The sequence below is a fragment of the Brotaphodocola sp. genome (assembly GCF_983179755.1).
The window spans coordinates 89,412-106,653 of sequence record NZ_CFAHBC010000002.1 but is presented as its reverse complement, the minus strand read 5'-3'; the positions used below and the strand labels follow the sequence as shown (position 1 = coordinate 106,653).

General features: G+C 45.3%; 12 protein-coding genes. All 12 read right to left on the bottom strand.

Annotated features, from left to right (window positions below; all coding sequences use genetic code 11):
* Window positions 1–171: 171 nt before the first annotated feature.
* The 12 genes from AC4EVX_RS01675 to AC4EVX_RS01620 all read right to left on the bottom strand — a co-directional run bounded on the left by AC4EVX_RS01675 (window position 172) and on the right by AC4EVX_RS01620 (window position 17,206).
* Complete coding sequence (locus AC4EVX_RS01675; protein ID WP_177978198.1) at window positions 172–1,344, bottom strand: CDP-glycerol glycerophosphotransferase family protein; 1,173 nt, start codon at window positions 1,342–1,344, stop codon at window positions 172–174.
* 92 nt (window positions 1,345–1,436) lie between these two features.
* The gene (locus tag AC4EVX_RS01670) at window positions 1,437–2,456 is read right to left on the bottom strand and encodes a glycosyltransferase family 2 protein (protein ID WP_490159427.1); all 1,020 of its coding nucleotides are present in this window, start codon (window positions 2,454–2,456) and stop codon (window positions 1,437–1,439) included.
* Between the two features lie 13 nt (window positions 2,457–2,469).
* On the bottom strand, window positions 2,470–3,996 hold the full coding sequence (locus AC4EVX_RS01665; RefSeq protein ID WP_177978196.1) for a hypothetical protein: 1,527 nt from the start codon (window positions 3,994–3,996) through the stop codon (window positions 2,470–2,472).
* Window positions 3,997–4,012: 16 nt separating this feature from the next.
* Complete coding sequence (locus tag AC4EVX_RS01660; protein ID WP_490159426.1) at window positions 4,013–5,047, bottom strand: acyltransferase family protein; 1,035 nt, start codon at window positions 5,045–5,047, stop codon at window positions 4,013–4,015.
* Window positions 5,048–5,108: 61 nt separating this feature from the next.
* Entirely contained in the window at window positions 5,109–6,218 is a 1,110-nt protein-coding gene (locus AC4EVX_RS01655) for a glycosyltransferase family 1 protein (protein WP_490159425.1), read from the bottom strand.
* Window positions 6,219–6,331: 113 nt separating this feature from the next.
* Window positions 6,332–7,546: a glycosyltransferase family 2 protein gene (locus tag AC4EVX_RS01650; RefSeq protein ID WP_490159424.1), complete on the bottom strand. Its 1,215-nt coding sequence runs from the start codon at window positions 7,544–7,546 to the stop codon at window positions 6,332–6,334.
* A gap of 72 nt (window positions 7,547–7,618) precedes the next feature.
* Entirely contained in the window at window positions 7,619–9,502 is a 1,884-nt protein-coding gene (locus AC4EVX_RS01645; protein WP_490159423.1) for a GGDEF domain-containing protein, read from the bottom strand.
* Window positions 9,503–9,566: 64 nt separating this feature from the next.
* Window positions 9,567–10,883 carry a hypothetical protein gene (locus AC4EVX_RS01640; protein ID WP_490159422.1) on the bottom strand — a complete coding sequence of 439 codons (1,317 nt, stop codon included), beginning with the start codon at window positions 10,881–10,883 and terminating at the stop codon, window positions 9,567–9,569.
* 72 nt (window positions 10,884–10,955) lie between these two features.
* On the bottom strand, window positions 10,956–11,999 hold the full coding sequence (locus AC4EVX_RS01635; protein ID WP_177978192.1) for a metallophosphoesterase: 1,044 nt from the start codon (window positions 11,997–11,999) through the stop codon (window positions 10,956–10,958).
* 110 nt (window positions 12,000–12,109) lie between these two features.
* Entirely contained in the window at window positions 12,110–13,072 is a 963-nt protein-coding gene (locus AC4EVX_RS01630) for a glycosyltransferase (RefSeq protein WP_177978191.1), read from the bottom strand.
* A gap of 311 nt (window positions 13,073–13,383) precedes the next feature.
* Window positions 13,384–14,889, bottom strand: a complete 1,506-nt coding sequence (locus tag AC4EVX_RS01625) for a Na+/H+ antiporter NhaC family protein (protein WP_308451871.1) — start codon at window positions 14,887–14,889, stop codon at window positions 13,384–13,386.
* Between the two features lie 82 nt (window positions 14,890–14,971).
* Window positions 14,972–17,206, bottom strand: a complete 2,235-nt coding sequence (locus tag AC4EVX_RS01620; RefSeq protein WP_177977305.1) for an ATP-binding protein — start codon at window positions 17,204–17,206, stop codon at window positions 14,972–14,974.
* Window positions 17,207–17,242: the final 36 nt, after the last annotated feature.

Genomic DNA, 17,242 nt, shown 5'->3' with positions numbered 1-17,242 from the left:
TCTTCCTCCTGCATATCTCACTTCCTGTTAAACAGCAACAATGACTTGCTTCATAAGCATTCATAAGCATTCTCAACATCACATATTTAACAGATCTTCCATATCGTGTTTCGTATGGATAGTATGTGGAAATGAAAAAGGAAATATTCGTATGGAATTGATTGGTAATAATTAAATCAGTTTTTTAATCGCCTCAAACGTGCGCTGACAATTCTTTGCATCCCTCATCGGGAAAAAGGTGCGAACTCTCTCCCTATAATCATCCTGAAGCTCCATTCCTCGCTCAAGACACGCTCTCGTCTCCTCAAGAACTTCGTTTTCCGCTGTGCAGACCGGACCAAATCCATCTCTCCGGTAATCAAAATATCCCTTCTGGTAGTGATACTTTCTAAATTCCTCCTCATCAAACTGGTAAAACAGAACCGGTTTTTCGAGAAATGCCACATCAAAAAAGACACTTGAGTAATCCGTAATCAACAGCGAACAACTCATCAGCAACTGCTGAACATCGTGTGTCGACTTGTCGGCAATTGTGATTCGGTCAGAATCCGTATGAAAATGCTTATTATACTTCTGCATCTCCACATGCGGATAGAAAATCAGCTGATAATCATAGGTTTCCAACATTTCTTTCACTCTCGAACTCGACAGAAACGACTGAAATTTTTCAAAAAATGCCGTCTTCAAAAATGCATCTCCGGACGGATAATATGATCCTCTCCACGTCGGCATCACGAGAATCACCTTGTCGCGTTTTCCTGCACGAATCAGGTTGTCAAACCGGCAAAGTCCCAGATATTGCGGAACCTCTTTCGCAAATCCAAATGTGTCCCGGATAAATTCATACTCCGGCTTTGCCCCACAACAAAAAAGATCGGTGTAAAAGCGATCGCGATGTTGCCATTCCATCTCATCTTTTATAATTCCGTGACGCAGGAAAATCTGCTTGCCTCTTGCCCTGATTCCCTTGCTCGCCAAATGATAGTGAACCATCAAATCCGGTGCACATGGCTGAATGTGGGTTCCCGCAAGGACATCCGCGCAGTAGTAGAGCAGATAGTGTTTCAGACTGCGCTGTGCCACTGCACCGCCTAAAGCTGTGATCTTCTTTCGGTCTACGCTGTCCTCAGAAATCACATAATAGGACGAAATCTCAGGATGTTCCGTCCTGAGATAATGATAGAACCAGTACCCATTATCGCGCGCATCATTTCCGCGCTCCCCGACAAGCCAGATATTCCGGTATTTCGGCGAGCACGCCCGAAGAACCGCTCCGACCGCCTTAAAAAATGCCATAAATGCCAGCTCTTTTCCATAGCAGAGCAGACGAATTGCCTTTCTCATCCTACTTTTCCCCTCTTTTTCTAATTCGTTCTTAATATCCCTTATCAACCTTTCACATAAATGTTTGTATCCACATCCGACAAAGTCGATTGTTATCCACGCTTTTTCTGGTTGCACCCGGAAAGAATCAACACAGCCCCATAAAGATGGCATTTTAAGAGCTGTAACTTAATTTTATCATTCCGGTTCTTTTCCGTTTTCAACGGGACTTCTCTCACCGATCTCTTTACCCACGAATCTCTCATCGCATCACGCAACCATCGATACCGTTCACCAAATGTCATCGGTCCAAGACTGATATTCTTGATTCCAAGTTGAAGATCCCGAAGAATGCAGTAGGCAACCTTTGCTCTGTGAAGCGGACTGTCCATCAGTCCCCACTCCTCCACCACACTGCGGATTGCACTGCTGAGATAGAAATTCTCCTTCACACGCTCCGGATGGTAGGAATTTGAGAGCGAATTGCTCCTCGCCTCCGTGTAATGATACAGCGGACGATCAATCACGACAAGGCAGGACGGATTGTGACGATAAAATTCCACATAAAAAAGCCCATCCTCCCCGATACTCTTAGCCGGAAAGCGAAGATGATATCTCTCCACAAACTCCCGCCTCATCAGCTTTGTCGTGATAAAAAAGGAGGTCGCCAGCTTGTCAAAATACTCCTTAAACGGTTCCCCGCAAAAGACACCCGTAATCGGCGGAAGTGCTTTGACACTCTTGACGCATTTTCCCTTTTCATCGTAAAAATCATTGTATTTTCCAAACATCACAATGTCTGCCCGCTCTCGATCTGCTGTCTCCGTCAGGATCTCTGCCGTCTCCGCCTCAATCCAGTCATCCGGATCAAGAAAAAAGAGATAGTCCCCTGTCGCCAGATCGAGGGCCGTGTTTCTCGCACTTGCCACTCCCCCGTTTGGCTTTGAGATCACTCGAAATCTGGAATCTTCTTTCTCAAGTTCCGCACAGATCTCCCCGCTCCGATCTTTTGAGCCATCATTCACAAAAATCGCCTCAAAGTCCCCCATCGTCTGCTTTTTCAGAGATTCAGCGACCCTCGGCAGATACTTTTCCATATTGTAAACCGGAAGAATAAACGATATTCTCGGCATAGTTTTCCCCCTATCAGAACCGTGCTCTCACACTGTCAAAAAGTCCTTTGTACTCTCCAAAATCCGTCACAAGATTTGCAACGAGGAAAAGTCCTGCAATCCAGAATGAATTCATAATCGCACGCCACATGACATAAAAATAGCTGACTGCCTCACAACTCTCCGTTCCAATCAGAACGAGAACTCCAACTGCGACTGCCGTGTTCACCAAAATCTTCTTAAAACTTTTCAGACAGCTTCGTTCCAAGATATACTTTGAGGTGTAGATCACCATTGCATTGATTCGGTAAAGCAGGGCAATAATCGTCGCAATCAGACATCCACTCATTCCAAGTTTCCATGTAATGATTAAAGAGAGGACAATGTTGATCATCATCTCAATCAATGCCTGATTTCTCGTATCATCAAATTTTCCCGCAATCGACTGAAGCTGAATCAGAGGAATCTCTATTCCCGACATCACCGTCCACATTGCAAACAGAATCAGAATCCAGACATTGTCATAAATCTCGGCGTCTGCAACCCCACCCGTATACAGTCTGATGATCGGCATCAGAAAAGCGGTGATGACCGTATACGCCCAGAACAGGAACATATAAAAGACCGATTCGTACTGGCTGAATTCCCGATCGAATCGCTTTTTCTCGATCTGATACATCTGACCAAATTTGAATGTCAATCCATTGGAAAACGAGGTGACAATCTTCTGGAAATTCGCAAAGAACAGCGAGTAGATCGCATACACGCTCGCGTAATTCATTCCACACATGAACGAGATGATAATCGTATCCGTGTTGCTGAAAATACAGTTGGAAATCTGGTGAACGAGAACGGAACCTTTCTGGGAGAGGGCAGAATAATCCGGTTTCGCCTTCCAGTCTATCCAGTCATAATGCTTTCTGACATAGAGAATCACAAAAACAACCTGAATCACAGACGGCAGACAGTATGTCGCCTGAATCAAAAGCAGATTGTCGGAAATCATCAAAAATGCCAGTCTCAGAACATTTGACAGAATAAAGGTGATTGTGGAGAGCCAGGAAATGATATACCGCTTTCCCTCAACCTCCAAAAATGCATTGTATTTTCCGCGCAGGGAAAACAAAATGATTCCCGGAATTCCATAGAGCAGAATAATCACACAGACCGTAAAATAGCTCAAACTCGTCTTAATGATCAGCGGATAGATCAGAGCAAATGCCACCGTCAAGGCTGTGTAAATCACGCTCGATTTCAGATAAAACCGTCTCGTCGCCGACAGAATCGCATTGATATCATCCGTTTTTCCCTCCGCGACAGGCCCATAGAGCGCATACTGCGCAGACAGACCAACTCCCGCCTCAAGCAGAGCCAGGTAAGCAAAAATATTTTTGATTGTGCTGTTTAGTCCATTTACGTCCGATCCGAAGCTCACCAGATACAGTCTCGGAATAATCAGTCCGAAGACCGCAATGGCGATCTGATAGGACAGACCGGAAATGATATTTAAAACCACTCGTTTGTTTTTTTCATACGCAGTTGTTGCTGTGGCTTTCCTCATAATGTCTCCCCTCTTTTTATGCCAGAAGTCCGATTCTCCTTAAAACAATTCCCAGTTTTCCACGCCCGAATATTTTTAAAATCAGGGTCGGAATCACCAGGCTTGCCATCATGCACATGACAACCGTAAGCCACGCAGACAGATGCAGTTTGTTGTACAACAAAAGTCCGAAAAGCGCACAGCAGAATGGCTGATGATACAGATAATAAGTCAGCGTATGGCGACCAAACTCTGCGAGATAACCAAGATATTTTTCCATTTTCAGACACACGGCAAGAATTCCAAGACCAAATCCCGCAATCGCCATATTCTCCACATAGCAAAGCAGTAAGCCCGGATAAGGCATCGCATACCACTCTTTCAGCGGATGAAACAGCAAAAAAAACAGATAGGCTCCACTCGCAAGCCCCGTTCCCATCAGAAGATTTTTCTTTTTTTCCAAAAACATTTCTGGCAAAATTGTGCCGAGAAGAAAGAATTGATACTTCTGGAAAAATCCCTTGAATGTCCAGATCCATTTTTCACAAAACCATTCATAAAAAGCCGGAAGCAGAAGAATCAGAATGATCTTGACAAGTCTCTGCTTATGCTCATCCTCAACCTGCCTGTCAAAGAGAAACGTCAGGCTGGTAAACAGAAACAGGGTCTGAAGATACCAGATATGAAAGCTGTACGGGTTCTCATTGCGAAGCAGTGCAATCACATAATCGATCGGAGTCAAAAAGTGATACGCACTCGACTCCAGAATCTGACGACTTGCCGGAATCAACTGTGCAAAGGCAAACACGAGATAGACAAAAATCGAATAGGAAATCCACGGAACAAGCAGGCTTCCCGCCTTCTTTTTCAGATACTGTGCCGAGGTCAACTTTTTATTTTTCTCTTTCGTCAACGCATATGCCATTCCGGACAGGATAAAGAGCAGAGAGACATGAACCCGGTAAACAAACACATATGACAAATCACACCAGCGAAACTCCGCACGCATGGACTCTCGAAACGTGTGACCATAAATAACAAGGAGAATCGCCAACGCTTTTCCGGCATCCATATAATTACGCCTTCCGTTCTTTTTGGGCGTACTCAACGCATCCACTCTATGTTTCCTCCTCTCACCGTTTACTCATTGACAGATACAGATTTTGCAGTCGTTTTGCCTCAATCGCAATGTCATATCCCGCCTGTTTTACAACGGTTTCCCCCTGTTTCCGGTCTTTTTTATGCAGAATCAAATATTCGATCGCTTCCACCCACTTCTCATCCTCCACTTCCAATGGCAGACGAATCACCTGATCGGACAAAGCCACCTCATCGGTTACCCGATCGGAAAATATGCACGGAAGTCCTGCTGCCTGTGCCTCGACCCCGACAACCGGAAGCCCCTCAAACAGAGATGGCAATAAAAAGACATCCATCATCTGATACCACTCATTCACATTTTGTCGCAAACCGGCAAAAATCACTTTATCTGCCACTCCAAACTTCTCTGCCTTTTCTCGGATTTCCGATTCCAATTCGCCTTCTCCCACTAAAACGAGTACCGACTCAGGGTTGCGCTTTTGATAAGCTACAAAAATCTCAAGCAGACGATTATGATTTTTCTGAAGATTAAAGCGCCCAACATGACCAAGCACTTTTTTTCCCTTCAAATCATACTTTTTTCGCATCTCATCCCGGACTGCCGTATTAAAGGCAAACTTATCCGTCTCTATGGCATTGCGGATTATTACTCCCCGCTCATTCCAGCGTTTTTTTCCAAAATAATAAATTCCGGCATCCCTGCCACATCCCCACAGATCAGTCGCGGCAAAAGGCAAAAGACGTTTACAAACCATCTTCAACGCCCATTTGTAATCGCGGATAATCTGAGTATTGTGCGCATGTGCAATCCGAACCTTCACACCTGCTTTTTGGGCCCCATTCAGCGCATAAAATCCCATTGCCTCATTGTGAGCGTGAACAATTTTGATCCGATCGTCTTTCTCGACAATCTCTTTCACAAAGCGCAGATACTTTGGATAGCGAAGCGGACTCAACCCCGGGCTGAGAAAAATCCTCCCTCCCATAAGTCTAATTTCCTCATCATAATTGCCCGGTTTCGGTTTATTTACAATAAAATCAAATTGCACTTTTGTGCGATCAATATGACGATAGTAATTCATCAACATGGTCTCAAGTCCTGCCCGATCCATATTGCTCACCGACTGTAAAATCCGAATCATCTTATCCCCCTGTTCCCTTTTTCACTCTCTTTCCGCTTGGTGATGCCTGACGATCCCTATGGCAAAATTAAATAAAACTCTTCCATCACCGCTTATGAAAACTTGAATTGTCATCAATTCATCAATTGAAACAATCTGCCCTGATTACACCATAAATCATATCGATTCATCTGCAACGCCTTTGCACCGCAACGAATCGCATACGCCATTTTCCCAATTTCTTTTTCACACTCTATTTGATACTTCTGATACAGGGCACAACACAGCTGAAAAACTTCCTGTTTTCCTGCCTCCTCAAGTCCGCGAAGATTTGCATAACAATAATTTGACAACTGCATCGTCAGACTCTCAAAAAACATCTGGTCGTGTGGAAGACCAAGAATCCTGTCCCGCTCAAGCATCTCCTCCACGATCCAGTAACCCTGAACCGCAGATGGTCGTCCCTGACTTGTAGAGGTAATTCCTGAAAAATTCTTTCTCCACAGATATACGTTCTCTCTGATTGAGACGATTGTCTTTGCCTTTCTGAAAACCAGAAAATGAATGATTGTATCCTCAAAACAGGTATAGTTCGATGGGAACCGAATCTTCTCAAAGAGTTCTCTCTTATACACCTTTCCCCAGGGCATTCCCGGAAGATCGAGACAGTCCGCTCTGTGACGAGCCGTATACCTCATCTCCTCATAGATCTGAATGTTGCCGTAAATTCCAGCCTCATCCATGTACTGCCATCCACCCTGAACAACATCGGCATCTTCCTGTTCTGCCGTGCGCATCAGAGCTTCCACTGCATGAGGGCGTAACTTGTCATCACTGTCCACAAACATCAGATACCTTCCGACGGCATGTAAAAGTCCCTCATTTCTTGCTCTTGACGCGCTTCCGCCTTCATGAAGATCAATAATGCCGACATTTGCCAATCCCCGATAATTCTCGAGAATCTCTGCCGTCCGGTCTGTCGATCCGTCATTGACGAGAATTACCTGAATCCGGTAATCCCCCTTCTGGTTTAAAATGCTGTCCACACAGGTTTCTATGTATTTCTCTGCATTGTGCGCCGGCACAATCACAGACAAATTAACCGCCGGATCCAGATCTGCCATCGGCTTCCATTCTGGGGCATCCGACTCCGGTTTCGGGCAGAGTTCTTCAAGACTCTTCCGAGTCTTTTCAAGAGAATCTTGAGGTTTTATCTCCTGCCTTCGGAGTCCACCCACCAGAAATCCAAGCCTTCCGCAAATTCTCGCACAGAGCGCAACCGCCAGAGAAACCGGTCTGTTTCCTGTCTTGAAATACATCAACTGATAAGGTCGTTGATTGCGTATCATCCTCTGTTTCTCCCGTCTGTTTTATTTGTCTTCTTTATTTTCTTTTGAGTCGTTCTCTTCACTCATCTCCGTTTATTTTAAGCTCTCAGGCTGTTCCACGGTTTCCGGCTTTTCATTTCCAATTTCAATTTTGTCAACTGCCTTTTCCTCGCTCTGCCCTGCCTGATTGTTTTGATCTTTCGGAGTTTCCTCTCTTACTTCCTCCTGTATTCCCCCACGCGCCTTCATCTTCGCATCATAGAGATCACGAATCTTAGACTGCGCACTGCGGAGCAATTCTCGAATCTCATACATTCCGACCTCCGTCGTCGTCGACCACGAAGCTGTATACTTAATCGGATATTCCGGATTCAGCTTGTTATATTCCTCTACCTGACTATCTAAAATCTTGAGGATGACCTTCGCCTTCTTGTCACTGCACTCGTCAAAGAAAGCAACGAACTTTCCGACACCGTTGTATCCAACCATGCCATCTGTATCTCCCATCAGCTGAACAAGACCAGAGAAATCTCGAAGCATTCCATCTCCGACCGTATAGCCAAAACGCTTTGAGAGTTCCGACAGGTTATCAAGCTGTAAGGAGAAGCAGGTAAAGTCCTCCGGAAGGATTCTCTTCGCCATATCATCAATGTAGACATTGAGCTTCTCACGGTTCGGAAGACCGGATTTTTTATCTGTATACAACAGATAATCAACGATATCTGAAGTTCTTCCGAGAACAATTGCACCACAGCATCCGACTATGAAGAAGAATACCAGAGCGATCACACTGTAAAGTTTGATGTTGATCGACGGAGCAACACGCACAGAGCTGACCATCTTCAGATAATCCGCACTGATATAAAGGTTCAGCTCCTTACTGCTGATATTGACAATCTCATAATACTTCTCAAGCTGATTCTCGTAATCGTTGATCAGTCTCTCCATCTCGGCATGCTCTTCCTCCGTTCCACTGCTTCCGGAACCGACAGACTCAAATGCCATAAGAATTTCATCGAGAAAAGCGCGATCAATCTGATCTGCCGCAATCACTTCATCAATTCCAACCATCTCAAGGATTAATCCATCGTAAGTCGTCTCTGCTTTTTCGCCGGAACCTGCTTCCTCAATCTCTTTTAAAATATAACTCGAGGAGACGTTCTCTCCATCCTCCGTGAAATAGCTCTCGAGAATTCCCGTATTTTTTTCCACATACTGCTGAATCAGGCTGTCGATTTTCTGACGACGCTCCGTCTCAACCGCCTCCTGCTGATTCGAGGTCGTAATGCTGTTTGCCAGAAACTTTCTGAGCACCTCTCCATCTCTGACCTGAGGACCGTTCAATACTTTCGCATAAAGCTCCGGAATCGTATATTTCTTAAAGTCTACATAGATATCATAAAGATCAGAATAACGATATCCCGTTTTTGACGAACGGAATTTCGGATAATTTTCCTTTTTTGCCTCCAGGAATTGCAACATTGCATTCGTATCATCTTCCAGAATTCGGATACACTCATAGTAGTCGTAACCGCTCTCGAGAAGATTGGAAGATGGGTTCAGTGACAATCTCTGCTCGATGTAATTCTCCGTGTAGTAGGTACAGTAACTCTGCATGATCGCATCAAGCATATTTCGGGCATAATTTCCGCCCTCTTTTCCGCTTACAACCAGACTGACTTTATAGGTGTCCGGAAAGTAAGTAACTTCCTCTCCCTTTTCAATCAGCGCCTCATTGATCTTCTCCTGCTCATCAGGAATCACTTCATCGACCTTACAGTTCGATCGGATTACATTTAGTTTTCCGGAACTGCCCAGCGAGTCGATTGCCTGCGAGATCACCGCCGAGGAATAGATCTCATTTACATCCAATTTTCTTCCATCTGGCGTAAATCCATCTTTAATTCCCTCATTCGTATATTTGATAATCAGAGATGCCGTATACTGCTGTTTTCCCTGTGCATACATGTAAATCATGATTGCTCCGGCAACAGCCATCAGAAAAATCAAGGCGCTAAATCGTTTCAGATATCTGAATATCTCAAATTTTTTCACTTGCTCGTCCTCTCTTTTCCTTTCTGTTCGCTCTCACATAAAAGAATGCACAACCACCCGCCATAACGAGAATCGTCTGCATCAGAGTCTTTTTCGCATTGATTCTCTGTGCAAAAGAAGCATCGTTGTAAGTAAACGTGATGTAGTTCTGCGACTTATATTTGATGTACGCCTTATCAAGCACAAACAGATCCTCCGAGATGCTATTGAGTTCCTCCTCCAGCTTGTTGACCATTCCCTGCGCAGCTGAAAGGCGATCCCAGTTGTCTGCACTCTCATTAATTTTCTGAATGATATAACTTGTGCTGATAATTTCTGATTGGTAATCCATCGAGGCTCCGAGGGAGTCATCTGCGATTCGCGCCATCTTATCCATCGCGGTCTTCGTTCTGGACATATAATACTCCTGAAGCTCATCAGTTGTCGGAATCATGACAACTGCTGTCATCGATTTTTCATAGATGGAAATTCCATTCTTGTTGGCATCATAGTATGCCATGTTTTTGCGCGCCGTAATGTCATCAATCTTATTCTTGTACTCCAGAATTCGCGTAAGAATCAGCGGATCTCTTGCAACTCCGCCTTCAATCACAAATGCCATCGCATTCGGAATATCATAATTGATCAAATTGTTGACTCTCTTTCCCATCGTTGTGAAATTATTCGAGGAGCGGTCACCGTTATCCGTATCGATAAAACTCTTATTCTCATCAAGACGCGCATTCAGATATCGCGATAGCTGTTGCGCGCGAAGCTGAATCTCATTCAATCTCAAATAAGGCTCACACTCCGAGGTGACTTCTAGCTTTTCCTTAGGAATCTCCTGATTATCACAGTAATTCTCAAGGAAGAAAGCTCGATAGGAGGCACAGATTCCTCTCAAAAGGTCCATTGCCTTTCGATTTTTCAAATCAAGAGTACTTGCATTTAATGACATATAGTATGTTGTGGTAATATACTCACTTGAACCACCGACATTTCCGGTGTCAACCGGTTTGAGATAAAGGCATCCTGCCAGCTGACTGCTCGTTATCGTTCCCTGAAGACCCACTCTCTCGATTGCATTCTGAAGAATATCATCCGATACCAGCTCATAGGAATTAAATCTCGTTTTATTCGGACTGAGTCCCTGTGATGCCTCCGAATAGTTAAAGTAAATATCTACGCTCGCCTGACTCCGGCTCTCAAAATAATGAATCCCGCCGAAAAGAATACAGAGGGCTACACCGCAGGAAAAAAGGCGGTATTTATTCTGCCAGATCAGGCGCAAAATATGCTTGATTTGTTCTTTCAGATCTTTCATTGCATCCCTCCTTTCCCAGTTTCTTCTGTTTTTTATATTTTTTTAATTTTTTCATTTTTTTCATTAACCGCATTAATCAACATCAATTACAGACAATTCCGGCACATTGTTGATTCTCGGCCACCAGCTCGAATCGCCCATTCCACGGCTCACAATGAGATGCGCTTTATTGGAAAGTGTATACTCTCCTCCCGCATACTCCGGAAAAAGTCCCTCATCCGGGGAGTACAGAGCTCCAATTTTCGGCAGACGAATCAGTCCTCCATGCGCGTCTCCCGCCAGACCAAGTTCAAAATGGTACTGACTCAAAATATCTGGAAAATATGTCGGCACATGAGCAAGGCAGATCTGAAAATCACTCTTATCCTCCGCCTCAAAGGTTTCCATTCGCTCCTTCGCCCCGTACTTTTCAAAACTTGACGGATCTCCGTCGAGACCAACGATGCTGACGGTATTGTCATAGAGCGTGAGCGTGTCCAACTCATTAATCAAAAATCTCATCCCCGTATTTTCAAACCGGTTGATCAGATCCTTGTCTTTCTGAATATAGATTTTAACATCCTCATGATTGCCAAGCACTCCATAGGTCGGCGCAATCTCCACAAGTTTGTGACACAATGCCACCATATTATCATAATTCGACTCGCTGTCAATCACAATATCTCCACCCAGAAGAATCAGATCCGGAGCTAATTCCGTGATATCCTGAACTAAATCCTGATTATCTTCTCCATACTCTCTCAAGTGGATATCCGATATAAAAATGATTCGGATGCCATGACTCAGCTTTCTCGAATTAATCTGATAGAATTCCATTGTGTAGTGCGTCCTGTTATAAGAAATATTTGCAGCTACTCCCGCCCCGATAAAGAGAAGGAGAGCAAGCACAACTGCGACGTCCGACCATCTGATCTTTCTCTTCTTTTTAGCAAACTCCCTGCGACGAAGCAATCTTAGGAATGCCTTTTTCTTTTTCGTATCCTGCTTCAACTCCACAATCTCCTCCGAAATCTCATCCGAGATCTCATCGATCGTCTCCGGAGTTTTTGTGAACTCTTTCTGAGTCCCTTTCTCAGTATCCTGTGCCGTCTCAATCTTCTCAGTGCTCTCTTCCACTGATGCTGAAGATTTTCTCCGCCAGAACCTCCCAAGTCCTTTTTCTGTATCGTTATTTCTTTTCTTCTTTTTGATGATTATTCACTCCCCTGACTGCAATTTTGATCTTCTCACCTTTTCACTTTCACATACATCCCCGGCGCAATTAAGAATAACAGCGCTTTCAGCCTGCGTTTTGGACTGCAGGCACATCGCAGAACCATCATCCTGCTAAGTTTCAGCTCTCCTCGTTTTTCCGGTGCACAGGCAGAATAACAATCCATGTACTTCCACGAGAGATCATCCTCGAGCAGTCGCCTGAGTCTGCGCGGGCTCACACGCTGATAAAATTTTCGCTGTTCCTCATAGGTCGCAATGCGGTCCTGAATCTTCTTCATACTTATTGAAGTGGAATTCATGATCGATCCGTTTCTCATATTATCATAATGATAAAATGCCAAATCTGTCAAAACAACTCTCTCTGCCCTTAGCAGAACCCGCGGAGTAAACTCCTCATCCTCATGAAAAATTCCCTTTTTAAATCGAAACTGATTGCTCTGAAGGAACTCTCTCTTATAAAAGGTCCGCCATGCTTCCACGCGGAGCGCTCCGCCCTCAAGACAACCGATCAGATACTCTTTTCCTGTGTAGATCTTATGACATTCAAAACGCTCTTCGGCAATTTGCTCATATCGCTCCATCGCCCTGGTAGAACGCATCGGTTGCATTTTTCCAATCACAAGCTCTGCATCGAGAGAGAGAGCCTCGTTCAAAAGAGAAGAGCATGAATCTGGTTCAATAAAGTCATCGCTGTCGACAAACAGAATATACGCTCCATTTGCGCGGTCCAGACCAAAATTTCTCGCATCGGATAAACCACCATTTTCCTTGTGATAGACCAAAATTTGCGGATTTTGTTTTGCGTACGCATCACAGATCGCTCCGCTCTGATCGGTGCTTCCATCGTCAATCAGAAGAATCTCTATCGGATCCATGATATCCTGCTTTAAGAGCGACTCGACACAACGTTCAAGATAAGACTCCACATTATAGACAGGGACAACGATGGAGACTTGGATTTTGTATTCACTCATATTTTATATATCCTTACAAATATAAATATTTTAATTGTTTTCTTTGTCTCGTAATTCATATCAATATGATAGTAACAATTATAGAGCTAAATGAGAAGTTTGACAATTCATCTCTCAAATAAATTCGACTAAAAAAGAATGTGCCTTGGCACATTCTCGCGCCGAGGCGCGGTTGCTTCGGCAACCATCTACTCCTGCGCCGAGTGCGCATCCTTGCGGAGCATTTATTATTTCATAGGACGCAATTTCCTATGAAATAATAAAAATCCCCATGCTCACTCTGTCAAGCATGAGGATTTTTTTAAAAACCATTAACCTTCAATCTCTCTTCCGGAAACAAATTTCCGGATACCGAGAAGCAGAGCAAGCAGGATCAGAATGCAGATTGCAAGAACGATCCATGCGTTCTGTACCGTTCCCGCGATGCAGTATCCGACAAAGGAAACGGAAGCAGCCAACACCACATACGGAATCTGGGTTGTCACATGGTTGATATGATCACAGCGCGCTCCGGCAGATGACATGATCGTCGTGTCGGAAATCGGAGAACAGTGATCTCCGCAGACTGCTCCTGCAAGGCAGGCGGAAACTGTGATCACGAGAAGCTCTGACGGGAGATTGATTCCTGCAACGATCGGGAGCAGGATTCCGAACGTTCCCCAGGAAGTTCCGGTCGAGAATGCAAGGAAAATCGCAACGACAAAGACAATCGCCGGAAGCAGAGCCATCATGTGGGAGGCACTTCCCTCAAAAATCATGCTGACGTACTCACGCGCGCCGAGCATATTTGTCATCTTGGAGAGCGTCCATGCGAAGGTCAGAATCAGGATCGGTCCGATCATCGCCTTAAATCCATCCGGAAACGCATCCATGCAGTCCTTAAACGTCAGGACTTTCCGACTGACATAAAATACGATCGTGAACAGCAGAGCCAGTGCCGATCCCATTGAAAGGCTAAGCGATGCATCCGATCCGGCAAATGCCTTGACGAAGCTCTCTCCCTCAAAGAATCCGCCCGTGTAGATCATTCCCGTCACACAGCAAATGATCAGCACGATCACCGGGACCGCGAGGTCAACAACCGTTCCCTTTGTCGAGATCGCTCTCATCGAACCGTCATCCTCGACTTTCTTTCCGCAGGTGAAGAGATCTCCCTTTTTCGCATTGTCCTCATGCTTCTTCATCGGTCCAAAGTCAATATCGAGACAGATGATCATCAGAATCATTGCGATCGTCAGCAGGGAATACAGATTGTATGGGATCGTCTTGATAAAGAGATCAAGTCCGTCCGTGTCAGAAGTCACACCGGCAACTGCTGCCGCCCACGAGGAGATCGGGGCAATCATGCAGACCGGAGCTGCGGTCGCATCGATGATGTAGGCGAGCTTTGCGCGGGACACGTTGTGCCTGTCTGTAACCGGTTGCATGATACTGCCGACTGTCAGACAGTTAAAATAGTCATCCACGAAGACGAGAACGCCAAGTGCAAACGTCGCAAGCAGAGTTCCCCGTCTCGTCTTGATTCTGTTCTGCGCCCATTTTCCGTAGGCAGCAGAACCACCGGCACGGTTCATCAAAACGACGATCGTTCCGAGCACAACCAGAAAGATCAGAATTCCCACATGGGAGGCATCCGCGAGTGACGCGATAAATCCCTCCTCAAACATCATTGTATACGCGTTCACAATATGAAACTGTGTACAGAACAATGACGCGGTGACAATTCCGATAAACAGGGAACTGTACACCTCCTTTGTAATCAATGCCAGCACAATCGCCACAATCGGCGGTACCAGCGACCAGAATGTTGCATACATAGCTTGCTTCCTCCATCGTTTTTCTATATACATTCAAAATCAAAATCTCTCAAAATCTTTTTTGTCTTTCTTTACTGGTCCGTTATTGGTCCGATTTTGATTCTGTGTCTTGCTTTTCACCTTCTCCTCTGTCTGCACTGTCCGCACTCTCAGAAAGGATCTCCCGAATTGTTTCAAACATTGCATTCACATTGATCGGCTTGGCAATATGAGCATTCATCCCCGCCTCAAACGCCTTTCGCCGGTCTTCCTCAAATGCGTTCGCCGTCATTGCGACGATCGGGGTCAGTCGTCTCGGGTCTTTGAGCTTTCGGATAACCTCAGCAGCCGTATAACCATCCATGTTTGGCATCTGAATATCCATCAGAATCATATCATAATAGCGCTCCGGCTTTTTTTGAAGCTCCTCCACGCAGAGTTCTCCATCGGCGGCACGCTCCACGACAAACCCTCTCTCCTCGAGAATCGTCTCCGCAATCTCGGCATTGAGATCGTTGTCTTCGGCGAGAAGTACTCGTTTTCCCTGAAAACACGCTTCCTGGCTCGATTCGGAATTCTCGACTGTTTTCTCTGATTTCTTCGCTTTCTCCGGTATCTTCGGATCTTCCCGAAGCTTTTCCTCTCCCCAATCCGATGCCTGCAAGTCCGTCTTCTCACTCTTTCTCTGATCGAGAAGCCGAATCTGCTCCTGATCAGCAAGCTGAAACGAAAGAGTTACGATAAACGTACTTCCCTTCCCGACCTTACTCTCGATCTCAACCGTTCCCCCCATCAGATCGATCAGAGCCTTCACAATCGGAAGTCCGAGACCGGCACCGAACACCTTGCTCTCTGTGCTCGTCCGCTCTCTCGTAAACTCCTCAAAGATATGGGGCAGATATTCCTCGCTCATTCCGATTCCAGTATCCTTCACGACGAAACGATACCTTGCATATCCTTCTCTCGCCAAATTCTCCTCGGTGATGTCCACCGTAACCTGCCCTCCATCCGGCGTGTATTTGATCGCATTGCCGAGGATGTTGAGAATAATCTCCCGAAGTTTCGTCTTATCGCAGATCAGATACTCATGAGTAACATTCAGATTGCAGGAGTACTTTAAGTTCTTAGTGCGAATGCTCGGCTCAAAAACTGCATTCAGAGAATTGACCAGATCACTGAGACAACCGGACTCCATCTTAAGCATCGCCTTTCCACTCTCGATCCTCGCCATCTCAAGCACATCGTTGATCAGAGAGAGCAGAAACGAACTCGAGGTCTGGATTTTGTCGATGTACTCCAAGGTCTTCTCCCTGTCATCAACGTGTTGTTTCAAAAAATTGGAAAATCCGATAATCGCATTCATCGGCGTTCGGATGTCGTGACTCATGTTGAAGAGAAATCGTGTTTTCGCCTCATTTGCAGAGCGTGCTTCCTCTGCCATCTTCTCCAATTTTTCCGCATGAAGGAGATCCTTCCTTCGTTGCTCCTCAAACTGCCAGTATCCGAGCATCAGAAGAAGTGCCAGAATAAAGGCGACCACAATCCCTGAGACAGCCTGCTCAAGACTCACCCAGCCATTTACCGGCACAATGTCAAAGTACCAGACATCATTCGGAACCTCACACGCAACACTCAGCGTATTCCTGCGAATCTTTTCATCATCCTTACACTGGGCAATAATGTTTTTCTCTCCGCCAGAAGCATTCTTCTTCCAAATCTCATAATGGTAGCCTGCGTCCTCGAGCTTGTCTAATTCCATCTCCTCAAGAAAACGCTCCCAATTCAGAACGAGGATCGAAAATCCCCAGAACTGTTTCTCCCCCTGCGCATCTGCCCGATAAATCGGGTCAAACAGAAGGACTCCCGTTCCACCCTGAACGAGCTCAAATGGACCGGCAATCGTGTAATCCCCACTTTCTTTTGCGAGACGGGCTTCCTGCTTTCGCTCCGGATGCTCGAACATATTTAAGCCCATAGATGCCTCATTGCCCTCCATCGGATATATGAGGTTGATGATTCCATCCTTGGCAATCTCATGCGCCTCGATCACGTGTCGCTCATCCTGCATGAATTCAGACAACGTATCAAACAGATTGCTCTCCACATCCATCCCAGATTCAATCATCTTTTTTATCAAATCGGATTTTGCCAAATACCGATTCAACTGGGATTCGACCCTGCTCACCGTCGACTCTGCTGTGTAGATTGCCTTGAGTCGCTCTCCCCTCTCCTGATTCTGATTCAGTAGGACAGAGGCTCCGAGCACGATCAGGAACGTAATCACAAACACGAGAAGCGCCCGCATCCGTATCGTCTTTTGATCTGTTTTTTTCCTCATAATTATTTTTTATCTCTTACCTAATCTTTCTATCTT

What these genes read in the sequence shown, in the direction of transcription:
- AC4EVX_RS01675 (WP_177978198.1), bottom strand. Translation starts at nt 1,344, where the DNA reads ATGAGAAAGGCAATTCGTCTGCTCTGCTATGGAAAAGAGCTGGCATTT.
- AC4EVX_RS01670 (WP_490159427.1), bottom strand. Translation starts at nt 2,456, where the DNA reads ATGCCGAGAATATCGTTTATTCTTCCGGTTTACAATATGGAAAAGTAT.
- AC4EVX_RS01665 (WP_177978196.1), bottom strand. Translation starts at nt 3,996, where the DNA reads ATGAGGAAAGCCACAGCAACAACTGCGTATGAAAAAAACAAACGAGTG.
- AC4EVX_RS01660 (WP_490159426.1), bottom strand. Translation starts at nt 5,047, where the DNA reads ATGGATGCCGGAAAAGCGTTGGCGATTCTCCTTGTTATTTATGGTCAC.
- AC4EVX_RS01655 (WP_490159425.1), bottom strand. Translation starts at nt 6,218, where the DNA reads ATGATTCGGATTTTACAGTCGGTGAGCAATATGGATCGGGCAGGACTT.
- AC4EVX_RS01650 (WP_490159424.1), bottom strand. Translation starts at nt 7,546, where the DNA reads ATGATACGCAATCAACGACCTTATCAGTTGATGTATTTCAAGACAGGA.
- AC4EVX_RS01645 (WP_490159423.1), bottom strand. Translation starts at nt 9,502, where the DNA reads ATGATTTACATGTATGCACAGGGAAAACAGCAGTATACGGCATCTCTG.
- AC4EVX_RS01640 (WP_490159422.1), bottom strand. Translation starts at nt 10,883, where the DNA reads ATGAAAGATCTGAAAGAACAAATCAAGCATATTTTGCGCCTGATCTGG.
- AC4EVX_RS01630 (WP_177978191.1), bottom strand. Translation starts at nt 13,072, where the DNA reads ATGAGTGAATACAAAATCCAAGTCTCCATCGTTGTCCCTGTCTATAAT.
- AC4EVX_RS01625 (WP_308451871.1), bottom strand. Translation starts at nt 14,889, where the DNA reads ATGTATGCAACATTCTGGTCGCTGGTACCGCCGATTGTGGCGATTGTG.
- AC4EVX_RS01620 (WP_177977305.1), bottom strand. Translation starts at nt 17,206, where the DNA reads ATGAGGAAAAAAACAGATCAAAAGACGATACGGATGCGGGCGCTTCTC.